The following is a 19,561-nucleotide window of genomic DNA, read 5'->3' as shown; positions in this document are numbered from 1 at the left end:
CGGCTCCTGCGGCGTCAGACGGCGAGTTGGTCATTGCGCTTCAGCCAGCGGAAGTAGAAGGAGGTGAAGACGGTGAGGATCGACAGCAGCAGCACGCCGTAGGCGGCGGACTGGGCGAAGTCGCGCGGCTGCTGGCCGAAGCCCAGCTGGTAGGCCCAGGTGACGAGGATCTGGGCGTCCGGGGCGGAGTTCTTGCCGAACAGCAGGAAGATGATGACGAACTGGTTGAAGGTCCAGATGACGCCGAGCAGGACCACGGTGGAGCTGACCGCGCGCAGTCCGGGCAAGGTGACGTGGCGGAAGCGCTGCCAGGCGCTCGCGCCGTCCATCTCGGCGGCCTCGTAGAGCGTGGAGTCGATGGACTGCAGCCCGCCGAGCAGCGAGAGCATCATGAACGGCACACCGCACCAGGTGTTCACCATGATCGCGGCGAACCGCTGCCAGAAGGTGTCCTCCAGCCAGGCCGGCTGGGGCAGGTGGAGGGCGCCGAGGAGCTGGTTGAGCGCGCCGGAGTCGGCGAGCATGATCCGCCAGGAGAAGACGGTGACGAAGGTCGGCACGGCCCAGGGCAGGACGAGCAGCAGCCGGTAGACGGTGCGGCCGCGCAGCTTCTGGTGCAGCATGAGCGCGAGGCCGAGCCCGAGGGCGTAGTGCAGGGCGACGCAGGCGGCCGTCCAGAAGACGGTCCACAGGAAGTGCGACCAGAACCGGTCGTAGGCCGTCGGGCCGAACAGGATGTCCTGGTAGTTGTCCAGGCCGATGAACTCGTAGGTGGCGTCGATGTGGTTGACGCCGATCGTCCGCGCCGAGTTGAGGCTGTTGGCGTCGGTGAGGGTGAGGTAGAAGCCGCGGGCCAGCGGGTAGCCGACGAGGACGCCGAGCACGATGACCACCGGGGCGATCATCGCGTAGGCGTACCAGTACTTCTGGAGGCCGTTCTTGACGCGCTGCCCCAGCCCGGGACGAGGCGCGCGGTCACCGCGGCGCTTGCCGGTGGCGCGGTCGATGGCGACTGTCATGGTTCGACACCTTCATTGGATCAGGGGGGCGGGCCGGGCACAGGGCGGTGGCCGCCGGTCTCCTCCCCCGCGCGCGGCGGGAGCGGCCGACGGCCACCCGGGCTCACTTGCCGAAGCCGTCCAGCAGCTCGGAGATGGCCAGTTCGGCGTTGCCCAGGCCCTTGTCCAGCGACTCCTTGCCGCCGGCGACCTTGGCCAGCTCGGTGTCGAGCGGGACCCACAGGGAGCTGTACTCGGGCAGTGCCGGGCGGGGCTGGGCGGCGGCCAGGACGCCCTGGTAGCCGGCGATGCCCGGGTCGGCCTTGACCTGCGCGGTGTAGGCGTCGGAGCGGGTGGGCAGGGTGGAGTTCTTCAGGGCGATGGTCTCCTGCGCCTGGGCGGAGGTCATGAAGTTCACGAACTTCAGGGCCGCCGCCTGGTGGGCCTTGTCCGAGCCGGCGTACACCGACAGGTTGTGGCCGCCGGTCGGGGCGCCCGCCTTGCCGGTGGAGCCGGCCGGGACGGTGGCGATGCCCAGGTTCTTCTTGTCCTTGAAGGCGCTGCCCTTGTAGAAGTTCGTGATCTCCCAGGGGCCCTGGATGATCGCGGCGACCTTGCCGTTGACGAACGCGTCCTGGATGTGGGCGTAGGCGTCGGCGGTGGTGTCGGCCTTGTGCAGGCCCTTGCCGGAGAACAGGCTCTGCCAGGTGCCGTAGCCCTTCTTGGCGGCGGCCGAGGTCACGGTGATCTTCTTGGCGGCGGCGTCGACGGTGTCGGTGCCCTCGCCGTAGAGGAAGGGCTGGGCGTAGTAGGCCTGGACGGAGCCCCAGTAGCCGTCGGCCCCGGTCTTGTCCTTGATCTTCGCGGCGGCGGCCTTCAGCTCGTCCCAGGTCCCCGGGGCCTCGGTGAGGCCGGCCTTCTGGAACAGGGCCTTGTTGTAGACCAGCGCGAGGGTGTCGGTGACCAGCGGGACGCCGTAGGTCTTGCCCTCGTACTGGGCCTGCTTGATCAGGCTCGGCTGGAACTTCGCCTGGTCGGCGAGGGCCTCGGTGCCGTCCAGCGGCAGGAAGAAGCCCTTCTTGGCGAAGGCCGGGGTCCAGCCGACCTCGGAGCGCAGCACGTCCGGGGCGCCGGTGGCGCCGGCCGCGGTGTCGAACTTGTTCTGCGCCTGGTCGAAGGGCACGTTGACGTACTTGACCTTGATGTCCTTGTGCGCGGCCTCGAACTGCTCGACCAGGGCCCGGTAGGCCGGGGCCTCGTTGGTGGCGTTGGAGGTGTCCCACCAGGTGATGGTGACCGGGCCGTCCGACTTCCCGCTGTCGCCGTCACCGCCGCCGCACGCCGTCGCCGTCAGGGCGAGGGACGCCGCCAGCGCGGAGGCCGCTATGCCACGCCGCATGAGTTCTCCTTGAGGGTTAAAGCCCGAGTGGTACAGGGGGCGGTGCAGGTCCGCCCCTTGCGACTTGCCGACTGCGCCGTTGCCGCGGCCGGGCGACAGGGAACGTAACAGCGATGTAAGCGCTGCGAAAGACCTTGCAGAAAAAAAGTGCAAGGGAACACGATGGTTACCCGGCCGTAACCGTTCGGCGGCCGCTGGACACTTGTGCAAGACTCTGCAAGCTCTTGCCACCATGATTCGAGGGAGCCGCGATGAGGCAGCAACCCACTGCGGGGCGTCCGGCCGTCCGCGCCCGGCGTCCGGCCGGTGTGCAAGGGCGGAGCCGACCGGTACAGTCCAGTGGCGTGACCACACGGCTTGCCGACATCGCTGCGCAGGCGGGGGTGAGCGAAGCGACCGTCAGCCGGGTCCTCAACGGAAAGCCGGGCGTCGCCGCCACCACCCGCCAGTCCGTGCTCGCCGCCCTGGACGTCCTGGGCTACGAGCGCCCGGTACGGCTGCGGCAGCGCAGCGAGGGTCTGGTCGGGCTGATCACGCCCGAGCTGGAGAACCCGATATTCCCGGCCCTGGCGCAGGTCATCGGCCAGGCGCTGACCCGCCAGGGCTACACCCCGGTGCTCGCCACGCAGACCCCGGGCGGGTCGACCGAGGACGAGCTGACCGAGATGCTGGTGGACCGCGGGGTCGCCGGGATCATCTACGTCTCCGGGCTGCACGCCGACACCACCGCCGACATGCAGCGCTACGAGCGGCTGCGGGCGCGGGGCGTGCCGTTCGTGCTGGTGGACGGGTTCTCGCCGCGGGTGCAGGCGCCGTTCATCTCCCCCGACGACCGCGCGGCGATGACGCTCGCGGTGACGCACCTGGTGTCCCTCGGGCACACCCGGATCGGGCTCGCCCTCGGGCCCAAGCGGTTCGTGCCGGTGCAGCGCAAGATCGAGGGCTTCGTACGGGCCGTGCGGGACCAGCTGGGGCTCGCCGCGCAGACCGTGGAGGGCGAGCTGATCCAGCACTCGCTGTACACGCTGGAAGGCGGACAGGCCGCGGCGGCGGCGCTGATCGAGCGGGGCTGTACGGCGGTGGTCTGCGCCAGCGACATGATGGCGCTGGGCGCGATACGCACGGCCCGGCAGCGGGGCCTGGAGGTACCCCGGGACGTGTCGGTGGTCGGCTTCGACGACTCCCCGCTGATCGCCTTCACCGACCCGCCCCTGACCACGGTGCGCAAGCCGGTCCCGGCGATGGGGCAGGCGGCGGTGCGCACGCTGCTGGAGGAGATCGGCGGGACCCCGGCGCCGCACAGCGAGTTCGTGTTCATGCCGGAGCTGGTGGTGCGCGGCTCGACCGCCTCGGCTCCGCACGGTTCACGCGCGTCGTAGGCCGCGGGACCCGGGCTCGCCCCGGCCGCGGGGCCCGCGCCCGGCCCAGAAGGTGCGCGGCGGAGCCGGTCTTGGGATGATCGGCCGGGGAAACAACCTTTTCTGGCAGACTCTGTGACCATGAGTGACTCGACCGTGACAGAGCCGGACGGTCGCGAGGAGGTGGCCGCTCCGCGGGCCGTCACGGGCGAGGACGGACCGGGACGGCCGCGCCGGCCGCGCCCGCGCCGGCCCCGGCTGTGGTTCGAGATCCTTCTGGTAGCGGTGAGTTACTGGACGTACTCGCTGGTGCGCAACGCCGTCCCGGAGCAGCGGGACGCGGCGCTGCGCAACGCCGACTGGATCTGGCGGTTCGAGCACGCGATCGGCGTCGGCGTGGAGCAGACGGTCAACCACGCCGCCAACTCGGTGTCTTGGCTCATCATCGGGATGAACTACTACTACGCGACACTGCACTTCATCATCACGCTCGGGGTGCTGGTGTGGCTGTACCGGTGGCATCCCGGCCGGTACGCGGCGACCCGGCTGGTGCTGTTCGCGACCACCGGTGCGGCCCTGCTCGGTTACTACCTGTTCCCGCTCGCACCCCCTCGGTTGATGCGCGGCGGGCACTTCGTGGACACCGTGATGGTGCACCACACCTGGGGTTCGATGGCCTCCGGCGACCTCAAGCACATGTCCAACCAGTACGCGGCGATGCCGTCGATGCACATCGGCTGGTCGCTGTGGTGCGGGCTGACGGTGTGCGCGCTGGCTTCGGTGCCGTGGGCGCGGGTGCTGGGGCTGCTGTACCCGGCGCTCACCCTCGTGGTGATCGTCGCCACGGCCAACCACTTCTGGCTGGACGCGGTGGGCGGGGTCGTCTGCCTCGCCTTCGGCTTCGCGGCGGCCCGCCTCTGGTACGGCAGCCCGCCCTACGCGCTGCCGCGGCTGGTCCCCCGGCCCGCTGGGCGGGCGTGGGGGTCGGCGCCGACCGGGTAGGCCGCGGGGGCGGCGACGGTTTGGGCCGCCGGCCGGTGCGGGTCGGACCTGGGCACCTGCCTCGCGGGCGTCCCGGGCGCGGCGGTCACGGGCTGCCACGGAGTCCTTCGGCCGCGGCGCGTGCAGCTCGTCGGAGACGGGGTCCGGGGCCGGGTTCCGGCGGGCGGGTTCCGGGCCTCCGGCGCGCGCGGGTCCCGGCTCCCGGCGCGCGGGGTCCCGGCTCCCGGCGCACGCGGGGTCCCGGCTTCCGGCGGGCGCGAGGTTCCGGTTACCGGCGCGCGCGGGGTCCCGGCTTCCGGCGGGCGCGAGGTTCCGGTTACCGGCGCGCGCGGGGTCCCGGCTTCCGGCGGGCGCGAGGTTCCGGTTACCGGCGCGCGCGGGGTCCCGGTTACCGGCGCGCGCGGGGTCCCGGCTTCCGGCGGGCGCGAGGTTCCGGTTACCGGCGCGCCCGGGGTCCCGGCTTCCGGCCGCGGAGTCCGGGCTTCGGGCGGGCGGGTTGCGGTGTTCGGTTGTGGGGCGGTTCGGGGGTCCGGGCCGGTGTCAGTCGCCGTAGAACAGGTCCTCCACCACCGTGCGGGCCCGGCGGGTGGTGCGGCGGTAGGCGTCCAGCATGTCCCCGGCGTGACCGGCGCCGTAGCCGAGGTAGCGGCCCACCGCGGCCAGCTCGCGCGGCTCGGTGGGGAAGGTGTCCCCGGCCCGGCCGCGCACCAGCATCACCGCGTTGCGCACCCGGCTCGCCAGCACCCACGCCTCGTCCAGGATCTCCGCGTCCTCGGCGGACAGCAGCCCGGCCGCGCGGGCGGCGGCCAGCGCCTCGCGGGTGCGGGTGGTGCGCAGGCCCGGCTCGTGGTGGGCGTGGCGGAGCTGGAGCAGCTGGACCGTCCACTCCACGTCGGACAGGCCGCCGGGGCCCAGCTTGGTGTGCAGCTTGGGGTCGGCGCCGCGCGGCAGCCGCTCGGACTCCATCCGCGCCTTCAGCCGGCGGATCTCGCGCACCGCGTCCTCGGTGAGGCCCTTGGCCGGGTAGCGCAGCGGGTCGATCAGCTCGACGAAGCGCCGGCCCAGGTCGGTGTCGCCGGCCACCGGCTCGGCCCGCAGCAGCGCCTGCGACTCCCAGACCAGGGACCAGCGGCGGTAGTACGCCTCGTACGACTTCAGGGTGCGCACCAGCGGCCCCGACTTGCCCTCCGGGCGCAGGTCGGCGTCGATGAGCAGCGGCGGGTCGGCGCTGGGCAGCTGGAGCAGCCGGCGCATCTCGGCGACGACCCGGTTGGCGGCGGCAGCCGCCTCCTGCTCGGCCACGCCCTCCCTCGGCTCGTGCACGAACAACACGTCGGCGTCGGAGCCGTAGCCCAGCTCGTGCCCGCCGAAGCGGCCCATGCCGATGACCGCGAACCGGGTGGGCAGGGTGTCGCCCCAGCCCTCCCGGACGACCGCGCGCAGGGTGCCGGCCAGGGTGGCCTTGGTGAGGTCGGAGACGGCCGCGCCGACCCGGTCCACCAGGGCGCCCTGGTCCGCCTCGGCGGGGCTGGTCTCGGTGCCGTAGGAGCCGACGATGTCGGCGGCGGCGGTGCGGAACAGCTCGCGGCGGCGCACGCCGCGGGCGGCCGTGACGCCCTGCACGGCGTTCTCGGCGCGGCCCACGGCCGCCAGGATCTCCTGCTCCAGCGCGGCGCGCTGCCGGGGCGCGAGGCCGCCGTCGCCGTCGCCGTCGCCGAGCAGGGCCACCGCCTCCGGTGCGCGCATCAGCAGGTCGGGGGCGAGGCGGCCCGCCGACAGCACGCGGGCCAGGTTCTCCGCCGCGGCGCCCTCGTCGCGCAGCAGCCGCAGGTACCAGGGGGTCTTGCCGAGCGCGTCGGAGACCTTGCGGAAGTTCAGCAGGCCGGCGTCCGGGTCGGCGGAGTCGGCGAACCAGCCGAGCAGCACGGGCAGCAGGGTGCGCTGGATGGCCGCCTTGCGGGTCACGCCGGAGGCCAGGGCCTCCAGGTGGCGCAGGGCGGCGGCCGGGTCGGCGTAGCCGAGGGCGATGAGGCGTTCGCGGGCCGCCTCCGCGCTCAACCGTGCCTCGCCGGGCGCGAGTTGGGCGACAGCGTCGAGCAGCGGACGGTAGAACAGCTTCTCGTGCAGGCGGCGTACGACCGTGGTGTGCCGCTTCCACTCGCGGGTCAGCTCGGTCACCGGGTCGGTGCGCAGGCCCAGCGAGCGGCCGAGGCGGCGCAGGTCGGTCTCCGCCTCGGGGACGAGGTGGGTGCGGCGCAGCCGGTACAGCTGGATGCGGTGCTCCATGGAGCGCAGGAAGCGGTACGCCTCGTCCAGCCGGGCCGCGTCCTCGCGGCCCACGTAGCCGCCGGCGGCCAGGGCCCCCAGGGCGTCCAGGGTGGTGCCGCTGCGCAGGGCGGGGTCGGTGCGGCCGTGCACCAGCTGGAGGAGCTGGACGGCGAACTCCACGTCGCGCAGGCCGCCCGGGCCGAGTTTGAGTTCCCGGTCGATCTCGGCCGCGGGGATGTTCTCCACCACGCGGCGGCGCATCTTCTGCACGTCCGGCACGAAGTTCTCCCGCTCGGCCGCCTGCCAGACGAGGGGGTGCAGCGCGTCCAGGTACGCCTGGCCGAGCGCCGGGTCGCCGGCCACCGGGCGGGCCTTGAGGAGGGCCTGGAACTCCCAGGTCTTGGCCCAGCGCTGGTAGTAGGCGACGTGGCTGCTGAGGGTGCGCACGAGGGGGCCGTTGCGGCCCTCGGGGCGGAGGTTGGCGTCCACCGGCCAGATGGAGCCCTCCACGGTCGTCTCGGAGCAGATCCGCATCAGGTGGGAGGCGAGTTTCGTGGCGGACCGGAGGGCCTGTTGCTCCGGGGTGCCCTCCGTCGGTTCCGCCACGAAGATCACGTCGACGTCGGAGACGTAGTTCAGTTCGTGGCCGCCGCACTTGCCCATCGCGATCACCGCGAGGCGGCAGGCGGCGGCGTCCTCGGGGGCGGCGGCGGTCGCGAGGGACAGGGCGGTACGGAGGGTGGCGGTGGCCAGGTCGGCGAGTTCGCCGGCGGTCTCGGCGACGTCCGTGGTGCCGCAGACGTCGCGGGCGGCGAGGGAGAGCAGGCAGCGGCGGTAGGCGACGCGGAGGGTGACCGGGTCGGTGGCCTCGGCCAGGCCGCGTTCGAACTCCGTGACGCCCGGGTGGAGGTCGTGCGGTTCGTAGGTGACCAGGGCGTGCCAGTCGGTGGGATGGCGGGTGAGGTGGTCGGCGAGGGCGGTGGAGGCGCCGAGGACGCCGAGGAGGCGGTCGCGGAGGGGTTTGGCCGCGATGAGGGTGTCCAGCAGTTCGCGGTGGGCGGTGGGGGTGGGCTGGGCCTCCAGGAGGCGGACCAGGCCGTGCAGGGCGAGGTCGGGGTCGGCGGTGGCGCCGAGGGCTTCGAGGAGGACGGGATCGTTGCGGACGGGGGCCAGTTCGGGGCCGTCCAGGAGGCGTTCGGCTGCGGAGGGGTCGGTGAAGCCGTGTCGGAGCAGACGGGTGAAGGTGCTGCTTCTGCGCCCCGGCGTCATGTCCGTGGTCTCCTCTGGTGTGGTGCGGCGTCCTGGCCCGAGCGTAACCGGCGGGGGGCGGGGGGCTTGGGTGGTGGGGCGGTGCTGCGGCGGGTGCGGGTGCGTGGGCCTTGTACCTGCGACGGGTGCGGGTGCGGGCCTTGTGCCTGCGGCGGGTGCGGGTGCGGGCCTTGTACCTGCGGCGGGTGCGGGTGCGGGCCTTGTACCTGCGGCGGGTGCGGGCGCGCGGGCCTTGTACCTGCGACGGGTGCGGGCGCGCGGGCCTTGTGCCTGCGACGGGTGCGGGCGCGCGGGCCTTGTGCCTGCGACGGGTGCGGGCGCGCGGGCCTTGTGCCTGCGACGGGTGCGGGCGCGCGGGCCTTGTGCCTGCGACGGGTGCGGGCGCGCGGGCCTTGTGCCTGCGACGGGTGCGGGCGCGCGGGCCTTGTGCCTGCGACGGGTGCGGGCGCGCGGGCCTTGTGCCTGCGACGGCCCGTGCGGGCTCGTCGTGGTTGCGGTCGCGCCCACTGTCGTGTGGGAGTCGGGGCCGCGGTGGGCAGTGTCCGTCCTCGGTCCGGCGCCCTGTCTCTCGTGCGTCGCCGGACTTCTCGCCGGCCGCTGCGGGCGGACACAACCCGCCAACGTCCCCTTCCCGCCGTGCGCGGCCTCGGGTTCGCTTCGCCTCCCCGTTCCCGGGCCGCCGTGGGCGGGCGCGGGTCCGCTTTTCTATGGGCCCGTCGGCCTCCCCTCCGGCGCTGTCCTCTGGTGTGGGATTCCCCTCCTGCTCAGTAGGTCTCGCATCATCTCGGCCGCCCTTGGAGCCGCGTCGCCGCAGCAGTTGTTGAAGAGGAGGTGGGTTTCGGCGGCGGCTGCCGCTGAGGTGTGGATGTGGGGGAGCCATTCCTCCAGTTCACGCTCGGTGTAGGTGTGGCGGAAGCGGTCTTCCTTGGTGCCGGTGCGCCAGTGGGGGCTGCGGCCGTGGAAGCGGACGATGGTGAGGTGGGGGGTGGTGACGGGGACGGGGTGCCGGGGGTCGGGGGTGTCCGTGGCCACCGCCGTGGCGTTCAGGTCCTTGAGGAAGGAGGTCGTGCGGGGGGCGTTCGCCGGGTGCCACCAGGCGGGGTCGCGGAACTCCACGGCGAAGGGCCAGCCTTCGGCGCGTTCGCGGGCGGTGCGGATGAAGGTCTCGGCCTCGGGGCCGGGGTGGAGGGAGGCCGGGTACTGGAAGAGGAGGGTGCCGAGGCGGCCGGAGTGGAGCAGGGGGGTCAGGGCTTCGGCGTAGCGGGTCCAGACCTCCGTACGCAGGGCCTCGTTCCGGGGGTGGGCGCGCAGGTCCGGGGGGAGGGCCGCGGGGCGGGTGGGGTGGCCGGTGAGGAGGGAGAACGCCTTGACGTCGAAGCGGAAACCGGGGGGTGTGCGTTCCGCCCAGTGGGTGGTGGTGCGGGAGGACGGCAGGGCGTAGTACGGCGAGTCCGCCTCCACCAGGGGGAAGCGGGTGGCGTAGTGGCGCAGGCGTTTCTCGGGAGTGCCGGTGCCCGGGGGGTACCAGTCGCTCCGGAGCAGGTTCGGGTCGGTCCAGCCGCAGGTGCCGATGAGGATGTCCGCCATGGGGGCGGGGGTACCCGGCGTTCATCCGGTCTTCACCCGTGGGGTTGGCTCGCGTGCGGCGCGGGCATTTTGGCGTGTGCATGCTCTGTCCGCACCGCCAGCCGTCCACCCATTTCCGGAGGTTGAAGTGTCCGGCAGTTCCGTGTACCGCCGCGCCCGGGCCCTCGTGGCCGGTACGGCGGCCCTCGCCGCGGCCGCGGCCGGGCTGTGGACCGGGCTCGGCCAGGAGTCCGCGCACGCCGCGGGCACCGTGCCCCGCCCGGACCACGTCGTCGTCGTGGTCTTCGAGAACCACGCGTACAGCCAGGTCATCGGGTCGTCCAGCGCGCCGTACCTCAACTCGCTGAAGGCGGGAGGTGCCAACCTGACCCAGTCGTACGCCGAGACCCATCCGAGCCAGCCCAACTACTTCGCGATGTTCTCCGGCTCCACGCAGGGCATCACCGACGACAGCTGCTACACCCCGGGCTTCTCCTCGGCGCCCAACCTGGCGTCCGAGATGATCGCCGCCGGGCGCAGCTGGGCCAGCTACAACGAGACCCTGCCGAGCCAGGGGTCCACGACGTGCAGCAGCGGCAAGTACGCGCGCAAGCACAACCCCTGGTTCGGGTTCAGCAATGTGCCCACGTCCACCGCCAAGACGTTCGCGCAGTTCCCCACCGACTACTCGACGCTGCCCCAGCTGTCGTTCGTGGTGCCGAACCTGTGCAGCGACATGCACGACTGCTCGGTGTCCACCGGTGACACCTGGCTGAAGAACAACCTGGGCGCCTACGCCACCTGGGCCAAGACCCACAACAGCCTGCTCGTCGTCACCTTCGACGAGGACAACCGGCTGAGCGGGAACCGGATTCCGACCGTGTTCTACGGGCAGCCCGTCGCCGCCGGGTCCTCTTCGAGCACCACCTACAACCACTACGACCTGCTGCGCACCCTGGAGGACACCCAGGGGCTGACCACGCACGCGGGCAACGCGGCCTCCGCCGAGGACATCACCGGGATCTGGGCGTCCTGACGTGTACGTAGCGGACAGTCGTGCCAGTACGTCCGCTCATGACGCCGTCCGGCCCCCGGCCGGGCGGCGCCGTGCGGCGGTCACGCCGACCGTGCTCGCGCTGGGGACGGTGAGCCTGGTCACCGACGTCTCCTCGGAGATGGTGACGGCGGTGCTGCCGTTGTACCTGGTGAGCGGTCTGGGTCTGTCGCCGCTGGGGTTCGGGCTCCTGGACGGCGTCTACAACGGGTTCTCCGCGCTGGTCCGGCTGGTCGGCGGGCACTTCGCCGACCGGGGCGGCGGGCGGCACAAGTGGATCGCCGGGCTGGGCTACGGCATCTCGGCCGTGTGCAAGCCGCTGCTGCTGGTGGCGCACTCGCTGACGCCGATCGGGGTGGTGCTCGCCGCCGACCGGACCGGCAAGGGGCTGCGGACCGCGCCCAGGGACGCGCTGATCTCGCTGTCCAGCACGCCGGAGACGCGCGGCCGGGCCTTCGGCGTGCACCGGGCGATGGACACCGCCGGGGCGCTGCTCGGACCGCTGGTGGCCTTCTGGATCCTGCGGGCCACCGTGGACGGCTACGACGCGGTGTTCACCGTCAGCTTCTGCGTCGCCGCGGCCGGCGTGCTGGTGCTGGTGCTGTTCGTGCCGGGCGGGCGGGGCGCGCCGACGGCGGTACAACGGCCCACGCTGCGGGCCGCGTTCGCCCTGCTGCGCCGCCGCGACCTGCGCCGGATCACCGGGTGCGCGCTGCTGCTGGGCCTGGCCACGGTCAGCGACTCCTTCGTGTACCTGCTGCTCCAGCGCAGGCTCGGGGTCCCGGACCGCTGGTTCGCGCTGCTGCCGCTCGGCACGGCCGCCGCGTTCCTGCTGCTGGCGGTGCCGCTCGGCCGGCTCGCGGACCGGGTGGGCCGCTGGACGGTCTTCCTCGCCGGTCACGGCGCCCTGCTCGCCGGGTACGGGCTGCTGCTCGGCTCCTGGCGCGGCACCGCGCTGCCCTGGCTGGTGCTCGCCCTGCACGGCTGCTTCTACGCGGCCACCGACGGGGTGCTGATGGCCGCCGCCTCCGACAGCGTGCCGGAGGGGCTGCGCTCCTCCGGGCTGGCCGTCGTGCAGACCGGGCAGGCGCTGACCCGGTTCGCCTGCTCGCTGCTGTTCGGCGCGGCCTGGACGGTGTGGGGCGACCGGGCGGCGCTGGCCGGGGCGGCGGTGGCGCTCGTGGGCTGCGTGGCGTTCGCCCTGACGCTGCGTCCGAAGGGAGTGGTGGGCGCGTGAGCGTACGCAATCGGGTGCTGGTCCTCGTCTCGGCCCTCACCGTGCTCGCGGCGGTCGGGCTGGCCGCCGTCCTGCACGCCTCCGCGCGGGCCGAGCGCCGTGACCACACGCAGGCGGGCGGGCCGCGCGTCACGTCCGGCACGGTGTCGCTGCGCGGGTCCGGGCGGCTGGTGTTCCGGAACCTGGCGTGGGGGCCGCACCGGGACGAGCTGACGAGCGTCCCGGCCAACGACCCGGACGGGCCGCGCACCGCCGCCGGGCTGAAGTGCCTCAGGTTCTACGCCGCCGCGGGCACCGGAGTGTGTCTACAGGCGGTGCGCGGACCCGTGTCGGACACCTACCGCGCACTGGTCCTGGACGCCTCTCTGCACATCCGGAACCGCTACGACGTGCCGGGCATCCCCTCCCGCGCCCGGGTCTCCCCCACCGGGCACTTCGCCGCCTGGACGGCGTTCGTGGGCGGCGACTCGTACGCGGGGACGGACTTCTCCACGCGGACGGCGGTCGTGGACACCCGCGGCGGGGAGCTGATCCCCTCCCTGGAGGCGTTCCGGATCGTCAAGGACGGGCGTCCCTACCGGTCGGCGGACGTCAACTTCTGGGGCGTGACGTTCACGGACGACGACCGTACGTTCTACGCCACGCTCGCCACGAAGGGCCGCACGTACCTGGTCCGCGGCGACCTGCGCGCGCGTACGGTCACCACCCTGCACGCCAACGTGGAGTGCCCGTCGTTGTCGCCGGACGGCACCCGGGTCGCGTACAAGAAGCGGGTCGCGGGGCTGCCGGAGGACGCGCCCTGGCGGCTGTACGTCCTCGACCTGCGGACGATGCGGGAGACCGCGCTCGCCGAACCGCGCAGCGTGGACGACCAGGCGGTGTGGCGGGACGCGCGCACGCTCGTGTACACGCTCCCCGGGGACTACGGCGCCGACCTGTACGAGGTCCCGGCGGACGGGTCGGGCCGGGCGCGGGAGATCAGCCGGGCCGCGGTGTCGCCCGCGTACCTCGGTTAGCCGCCCTTTGCGTCAATGCGGTGGTCGGATGATGCGCTATCCGGGTGTTCTGCCGTCGCCGCCGCCCCCTCGCCCGGCGGGCCGCGCCGGAGACTTTCCGCGGCGGCGGCCGGGCGGCCGCCGGGAGAGGGCAGGGCACCGGATGAGCGAGAGCAGGATCCTGGTGGCGGTGCCGGAGCACCCGCGTGCGGAGGGTGCCGGCGCCGAGCAGTTGCGGAAGATCCGGGAGGCGGTGGAGGCGGACGGCTTCGGGGTGCGCTGGGCCGTCACCGCCGAGGACGCCGACGCGGTACTGCGCACCGAGGCGGGCCTGGCGGCGGCCCTGGTGGCGTGGGACCTGCCCGGCGGCGCCCGGGCCGGTGACGGTCCGGGGGCGGCGCTCGCCGGGCCGGCCGGCGCCCTGGAGGAGGGCGCGGGCGGGGCCGCCGTACTGCGCCGGATCGGGCGGCGCTACCGGAATCTGCCGGTGTTCCTGGTCATGGCCGAGGAGGGCGTGCGGGAACTGCCGCTGTGGGTGTCGGAGACGGTCATCGGGTACGTCTGGCCGCTGGAGGACACCCCCGGGTTCATCGCGGGCCGGATCACCAGCGCCGCCCGCACCTACCGGGAGGACGTGCTGCCGCCGTTCTTCCGGGCGCTGCGCCACTTCCACGACGCGCACGAGTACTCCTGGCACACCCCGGCCCACTCCGGCGGCGTCGCCTTCCTGAAGTCGCCCGCCGGGCGCGCCTTCCACGAGTACTTCGGCGAGCGGCTGCTCCGCTCGGACCTGTCGATCTCGGTGGAGGAACTGGGCTCGCTGTTCGAGCACACCGGGCCCATCGGCGAGGCCGAGCGCAACGCGGCCCGGGTCTTCGGCGCCGACCTGACCTACTTCGTGCTGCACGGCGACTCCACCTGCAACCGCCTGGTGGGCCACTTCAGCGTCACCCGGGACGAGCTGGCGCTGGTGGACCGCAACTGCCACAAGTCGGTGCTGCACGGCCTGGTGGTCTCCGGCGCCCGGCCGGTCTACCTCATCCCGACCCGCAACGGCTACGGCCTGGCCGGCCCGCTGCCCCCGGCCGAGCTGGCGGCGGAGTCGATCGCGGCCCGGATCGCCGCGCACCCGCTCGCCGAGGGCGCCGCCACGCGCGACCCCCAGTACGCGGTGTTCACCAACTCCACCTACGACGGACTGAGTTACGACGCCGTACCGGCCGCGAAGGCGCTCGCGGCCAGCACTCCGCGGGTGCACTTCGACGAGGCGTGGTTCGCCTACGCCCGCTTCCACCCGCTGTACGCGGGCCGGTACGGCATGTCCGTGGACGAGGCGGCCTTCCCCGGGCCCGAGCGGCCGACGGTGTTCGCGACCCAGTCCACGCACAAGCTGCTGGCCGCGCTGTCGCAGTCGGCGATGGTGCACGTACGGCCGGCGCCCCGGGCCCCGGTGGAGCACGACCGGTTCAACGAGGCCCTGATGATGCACGGCACCACCTCCCCGCTGTACCCGATGATCGCCTCGCTGGACGTGGCGACGGCGATGATGGACGGGCCGCAGGGCGAGTGGCTGGTGGACGAGGCGGTCACCGAGGCCGTCCGGTTCCGGCAGGAGATGGTGCGGCTGGGGCGGCGGGTGGCGAGCGCCGGGGACCGGCCGCCGTGGTTCTTCGGCGTCTGGCAGCCGGCGGAGGTCACCGACCCGGCGACGGGCAAGCGGCTGGCCTTCGACGAGGCGCCGCCGGAGCTGCTGGGCCGGGAGCAGTCCTGCTGGCTGCTGGAGCCGGGCGCGGCCTGGCACGGCTTCCCGGGGCTGACCGAGGGCCACTGCATGCTGGACCCGGTCAAGGTCACGCTGACCTGCCCGGGGATCACGGCGACCGGTGAGATGGCCGAGGAGGGCATCCCGGCGCGGGTGCTGACGGCGTACCTGGCGACCCGGAGCATCGTGGTCGAGAAGACCGACAGCTACACCACGCTGATCCTGTTCTCGATGGGCATCACGAAGGGCAAGTGGGGCACGCTGCTGGACGCCCTGATGGACTTCAAGGCCCTCTACGACGGCGACGCCCCGCTGGACCGCGTGCTGCCCGAGGCGGTGGCCGCGCACCCGCGCCGGTACGCGGCGATGACCCTGCGGCAGCTGTGCCAGGAGATGCACGACCAGCTGCGCTCGGCCCGCCTGGTGGAGCTGCTGGACACCGCGTTCCAGGAGCTCCCGGAGCCGGTCCACCCGCCGCAGTACTGCTACCAGCGGCTGGTGCGCGGCGGCACGGAACGGGTCCGTATCGCCGACGCGGCGCACCGGGTGGCGGCGGCGATGGTCACGGTGACCCCGCCGGGCATCCCGGTCCTCATGCCCGGCGAGTCCACCGGCGCCCCCGACGGCCCCCTGCTGCGCTACCTCACCGCCCTGGAGACCTTCGACCGCCGCTTCCCCGGCTTCCGCAGCGAGACCCACGGCGTGACGATCGACGAGGACACGGGGGACTACGAGATCGAGTGCCTGCGGCAGGAGTGACACGCGCGGGGGCCGGCGGTTTGCGAACGCCGGCCCCCGCGCGTCCGGAGGCTACAGCACCGGCAGGTTCTTCCGCAGCTCGAACGCGGTGACCTCCGAGCGGTACTCCTCCCACTCCTGGCGCTTGTTGCGCAGGAAGAAGTCGAAGACGTGCTCGCCGAGGGTCTCGGCGACCAGGTCGCTGCCCTCCATGAGGGTCAGGGCCTCGCCGAGGTTCTGCGGGAGGGGCTCGATGCCCATCGCGCGGCGCTCGGCGTTGGACAGGGCCCAGACGTCGTCCTCGGCGCCCGGCGGGAGCTCGTAGCCCTCCTCGATGCCCTTCAGGCCGGCGGCGAGGAGGACGGCGTAGGCCAGGTAGGGGTTCGCGCCGGAGTCCAGGGAGCGGACCTCCACGCGCGCCGAGCCGGTCTTGCCGGGCTTGTACATCGGGACGCGGACCAGGGCGCTGCGGTTGTTGTGGCCCCAGCAGATGTACGACGGGGCCTCGCCGCCGGCGCCCGCCGTGCGCTCGGAGCCGCCCCAGATGCGCTTGTAGGAGTTCACCCACTGGTTGGTGACCGCGGAGATCTCGGCGGCGTGCCTGAGCAGGCCGGCGATGAAGGAGCGGCCGACCTTGGAGAGCTGGTACTCGGCGCCGGACTCGTAGAACGCGTTGCGGTCGCCCTCGAAGAGCGACAGGTGGGTGTGCATGCCGGAGCCGGGGTGCTCGGAGAACGGCTTCGGCATGAACGTGGCGTGGACCCCCTGCTCCAGCGCCACCTGCTTCATGACCAGGCGGAAGGTCATGATGTTGTCGGCCGTGGACAGCGCGTCGGCGTAGCGCAGGTCGATCTCCTGCTGGCCGGGCGCGCCCTCGTGGTGGGAGAACTCCACCGAGATGCCCATCGACTCCAGCATGGTGATCGCCTGGCGGCGGAAGTCCATGCCGACGCTGGTCGGGGTGTGGTCGAAGTAGCCCGAGTTGTCGGCCGGGGTGGGGCGGGAGCCGTCCAGCGGGCGGTCCTTCAGCAGGAAGAACTCGATCTCGGGATGGGTGTAGAAGGTGAAGCCCAGGTCGGAGGTGCGGGCGAGGGCCCGCTTGAGGACGTAGCGCGGGTCGGCGAAGGACGGGGAGCCGTCCGGCATGAGGATGTCGCAGAACATGCGGGCCGTGCCGGGGGTCTCCGCGCGCCACGGCAGGACCTGGAAGGTGGCCGGGTCCGGCTTGGCGATCATGTCGGACTCGTAGACCCGGGCGAAGCCCTCGATCGCGGAGCCGTCGAAGCCGATGCCCTCGTCGAAGGCCTGTTCCAGTTCGGCGGGGGCCACGGCGACGGACTTGAGGAAGCCCAGCACGTCCGTGAACCACAGGCGTACGAACCGGATGTCGCGCTCCTCCAAGGTCCGGAGCACGAACTCCTGCTGCTTGTCCATCTTCCGCTTCCCCATCCTTGCTGGTCAGGCCGCCTGCCCTGGTACTGCGGGAGGCGGTCGGGCACCTGAGCATCCCACCACAACAGCATTTCACGCGCGTTGCGGAGCGTGATCGCCCGAGCGTCCCCGCGCCGAAGGCCTGCTGTACGGCACGTGTACCGCGCTCTCGCCCATCTTGCCTTCTCACCCCGGCATCCGTAACGGGCGCCCGGCCCGGCCCCGCGGAAGGTTCCGCCAGGACCGCCCTCGCCAGGGCACCGTGCGTGCCCTTCTGGGCGGCGAACTCGCGTACCTCAACCCGCCGGACTCCGTTCAGCCGTTCCATCAGCTCGGTGGTCCCACCTCACGAGCCGGGCGACGGCCCGGTCCCGCCGCGGGGCGCTGTTGCGGGAGGTGCCGGACGGGATGGAGGAATGGGCCGTCGGCGAGCAGGACGCGAGACAGGACCTGCGACAGGACAGCTGAGACAGGACTGGAGACGGGACCGAGGCGGGGCGGGTCGCCGCCCGGGGCCTCGGCGTTCGGAGCGGGCCGGCGGGGTCCTGGGTGCCGGAACACGGCACGGGTGAACCCCGGCGGGCTCCCGCGCGCCGCCACCTGGTGCGGGCGGGCCCCGGCGGCCCTGTCTGCCGGCGCTTCACCGCCGCCATCGCCGCCCCGGCAACGGCCCGAGCCGGACCGTTGTCATGGACAGCGATCCGGCCGGCGGGGAGTACGGCACCTGGTCAGTGCTCCACGACCTGGGCTTCCTGCGCCCTGGCGGCGATCCCCTGGGCGGCCTGCGGGCTCTCGACGGGTTCCTGGGTCTTCCCCGGCCGGTCGGCGAGCTTGAGCCAGACCACACCGACGATGATCACGACGAGCCACACGGCCTGGCCCGCGGTGAGGGTCTCGTCGAAGAAGACGGGGCCGAGCAGCGCCGCGCCGGCCGCCCCGATCCCCGCCCAGACGGCGTAGCCGATGCTGACGTCGATGGTGCGCAGCGCGACGCTCAGCGCCCACAGGGTCAGCAGGAAGAACACGACGGCGACCAGCGACCAGGTCAGCCGGGTGAAGCCGTGGCTGCCGCCGACGGAGAGCGCGTAGCCGATTTCGAAGACTCCGGCGAGCAGGAGCGTGAGCCAGGAGTCGGCGGAGGAGCGGCCGGTGTCGGACATGTGGGTGGGTCCTCTCGTGAAGGGGGGCGGACTGCGGACGGGCCGCTCAGGCGGCGCCGCTGAGCTGGAGGCCGACGACGCCGACGATGATGGCGAGGATGCCGAGCGCCTTGCGCCAGTTCAGGCGCTGGGCGAAGAGCAGCGCGCCGAGCAGGGTGATGCCGACACCGGCGACGGACGTCCAGATGGCGTAACCGACGCCGACGTTGAAGGTCAGCAGCGCCTTGCTGAGGAAGAAGGTCCCGAGGGCACCGCTGACCAGGGTCACGATGGTCCACTTGCGGTTCTTGAAGCCCTCGGCCTTGCCGGCCGCGATGGCGACGGCGATCTCGAAGATGTCCGCGATGGCGAGGTAGAGCCAGTGCATGAGGAGTCCTTGTGTTCGGTGGAGGCCGGGCTTGCGGGGGCAGCCGGCCGTGGCGGGAGGCCGTACCGGGCGAACGGGTGGCGGCCACGGCGGGGAGGTGGTCCGCCGGGACGCCGGGACGCCGGCGGAGGTCCGCACCGCGCCGCGAACGCCGGGACGGCCGGATGCCGGCGGGAGTTCACAGCGCCGGGACGGCCGGGCGCAGGCGGGGGTTCAGCGCCGGAGCGACCGGGCGCAGACGAGGGTTCACAGCACCGGAGCGACCGGACACCGGCGAGGGTTCACAGCACCGGGGCCGTCCGGACGTTCCGCTCCGGGTCAGCAGCCGTCGATCCCGCAGGCGGCACCCCGGGCCACCGCCTGTTCGGCCACGTGGACGATGTGGCCGACGTTGAAGTGCAGCGAAGCCATGTAACACAGGGCGCAGGGCTCGCCGGAGGCGAACAGGGTGGCCCCGGCGGTGGCGTGCGGCCCGTACGTGGCGGCGGCCTCGCGCAAAGCGACGACCTCGGCGTGCGCGGTGGAGTCGGCGTCCTCGCGGACCCGGTTGACGCCGGTGCCGAGGACGCGGCCGCCGTTGACCACCACACCGGAGAACGGGATGCCGCCCTTGGCGACGTGTTTGCGGCTGATCCGTACCGCCTCACGGGCGTACTCGGTCAGCTCGCTCTCCGAGAGTCCGGAAGCCGACACCTGTACTCCCCGCCTCAGACCGTGGCCGGGCGGCGCGGAAGGCCGCCGCCGGGAACCGGGACGGAGGGGAGTGTCCGCAAGGGCGCGCACTTCCCCTTCGGCGTGCTCGCGGATGTCTTGGGATGCGACAGAACCAACACGGGAACCTCCATATTTGCTTGTACGTACATCTTATTGGGCCCCATGACGTCCGGCGGCCGGGGTCTGGGAACAGCTCGAAGCTTGCATGAACATGTATCTTGTTGTCAATGCGCAGCTGAGAAG

14 protein-coding genes are annotated in these 19,561 nt (G+C 72.8%); 6 read left to right on the top strand and 8 right to left on the bottom strand.

The window, feature by feature from the left end; all coding sequences use genetic code 11:
• Nucleotides 1-14: 14 nt before the first annotated feature.
• Entirely contained in the window at nucleotides 15-1,019 is a 1,005-nt protein-coding gene (locus tag Srubr_RS39080; RefSeq protein ID WP_189996453.1) for a carbohydrate ABC transporter permease, read from the bottom strand.
• 103 nt (nucleotides 1,020-1,122) lie between these two features.
• Nucleotides 1,123-2,397 (bottom strand): extracellular solute-binding protein, encoded by a 1,275-nt coding sequence (locus Srubr_RS39075; protein WP_189996452.1) that lies wholly within the window; start codon nucleotides 2,395-2,397, stop codon nucleotides 1,123-1,125.
• A gap of 344 nt (nucleotides 2,398-2,741) precedes the next feature.
• Here Srubr_RS39075 and Srubr_RS39070 point away from each other — a divergent pair, with 344 nt between their 5' ends.
• On the top strand, nucleotides 2,742-3,776 hold the full coding sequence (locus Srubr_RS39070) for a LacI family DNA-binding transcriptional regulator (RefSeq protein ID WP_189996451.1): 1,035 nt from the start codon (nucleotides 2,742-2,744) through the stop codon (nucleotides 3,774-3,776).
• A 120-nt stretch (nucleotides 3,777-3,896) separates the two neighbouring features.
• On the top strand, nucleotides 3,897-4,757 hold the full coding sequence (locus tag Srubr_RS39065) for a phosphatase PAP2 family protein (RefSeq protein WP_189996450.1): 861 nt from the start codon (nucleotides 3,897-3,899) through the stop codon (nucleotides 4,755-4,757).
• Between the two features lie 540 nt (nucleotides 4,758-5,297).
• On the opposite strand, the gene Srubr_RS39060 is transcribed toward Srubr_RS39065, so the two are convergent.
• Entirely contained in the window at nucleotides 5,298-8,294 is a 2,997-nt protein-coding gene (locus tag Srubr_RS39060; protein ID WP_189996449.1) for a bifunctional [glutamine synthetase] adenylyltransferase/[glutamine synthetase]-adenylyl-L-tyrosine phosphorylase, read from the bottom strand.
• 705 nt (nucleotides 8,295-8,999) lie between these two features.
• Nucleotides 9,000-9,881, bottom strand: a complete 882-nt coding sequence (locus Srubr_RS39055; protein ID WP_189996448.1) for a DUF72 domain-containing protein — start codon at nucleotides 9,879-9,881, stop codon at nucleotides 9,000-9,002.
• Nucleotides 9,882-10,008: 127 nt separating this feature from the next.
• On the opposite strand from Srubr_RS39055, the gene Srubr_RS39050 reads away from it, so the two are divergent.
• From Srubr_RS39050 to Srubr_RS39035, 4 genes are all read left to right on the top strand, one after another.
• The gene (locus Srubr_RS39050) at nucleotides 10,009-10,896 is read left to right on the top strand and encodes an alkaline phosphatase family protein (RefSeq protein WP_189996447.1); all 888 of its coding nucleotides are present in this window, start codon (nucleotides 10,009-10,011) and stop codon (nucleotides 10,894-10,896) included.
• A 1-nt stretch (nucleotide 10,897) separates the two neighbouring features.
• Nucleotides 10,898-12,151 (top strand): MFS transporter, encoded by a 1,254-nt coding sequence (locus Srubr_RS39045; RefSeq protein WP_189996446.1) that lies wholly within the window; start codon nucleotides 10,898-10,900, stop codon nucleotides 12,149-12,151.
• Nucleotides 12,148-13,167, top strand: a complete 1,020-nt coding sequence (locus Srubr_RS39040) for a TolB family protein (protein WP_189996445.1) — start codon at nucleotides 12,148-12,150, stop codon at nucleotides 13,165-13,167. The genes Srubr_RS39045 and Srubr_RS39040 overlap by 4 nt, the downstream gene beginning before the upstream one ends.
• Before the next feature lie 142 nt (nucleotides 13,168-13,309).
• Nucleotides 13,310-15,667 (top strand): Orn/Lys/Arg family decarboxylase, encoded by a 2,358-nt coding sequence (locus Srubr_RS39035; RefSeq protein WP_189996444.1) that lies wholly within the window; start codon nucleotides 13,310-13,312, stop codon nucleotides 15,665-15,667.
• Nucleotides 15,668-15,718: 51 nt separating this feature from the next.
• On the opposite strand, the gene Srubr_RS39030 is transcribed toward Srubr_RS39035, so the two are convergent.
• From Srubr_RS39030 to Srubr_RS39015, 4 genes are all read right to left on the bottom strand, one after another.
• Nucleotides 15,719-17,080 carry a glutamine synthetase family protein gene (locus tag Srubr_RS39030; RefSeq protein WP_189996443.1) on the bottom strand — a complete coding sequence of 454 codons (1,362 nt, stop codon included), beginning with the start codon at nucleotides 17,078-17,080 and terminating at the stop codon, nucleotides 15,719-15,721.
• A 725-nt stretch (nucleotides 17,081-17,805) separates the two neighbouring features.
• The gene (locus Srubr_RS39025; RefSeq protein WP_189996442.1) at nucleotides 17,806-18,237 is read right to left on the bottom strand and encodes a DMT family transporter; all 432 of its coding nucleotides are present in this window, start codon (nucleotides 18,235-18,237) and stop codon (nucleotides 17,806-17,808) included.
• A gap of 46 nt (nucleotides 18,238-18,283) precedes the next feature.
• Nucleotides 18,284-18,604, bottom strand: a complete 321-nt coding sequence (locus Srubr_RS39020) for a DMT family transporter (RefSeq protein WP_189996441.1) — start codon at nucleotides 18,602-18,604, stop codon at nucleotides 18,284-18,286.
• 318 nt (nucleotides 18,605-18,922) lie between these two features.
• Entirely contained in the window at nucleotides 18,923-19,297 is a 375-nt protein-coding gene (locus Srubr_RS39015; RefSeq protein WP_189996440.1) for a nucleoside deaminase, read from the bottom strand.
• Between the last annotated feature and the right edge of the window lie 264 nt (nucleotides 19,298-19,561).

This window comes from Streptomyces rubradiris (assembly GCF_016860525.1).
Lineage (GTDB): Bacteria > Actinomycetota > Actinomycetes > Streptomycetales > Streptomycetaceae > Streptomyces > Streptomyces rubradiris.
The sequence above is the reverse complement of the archived record's forward strand: the minus strand, read 5'-3'. Positions and strand labels throughout refer to the sequence as shown.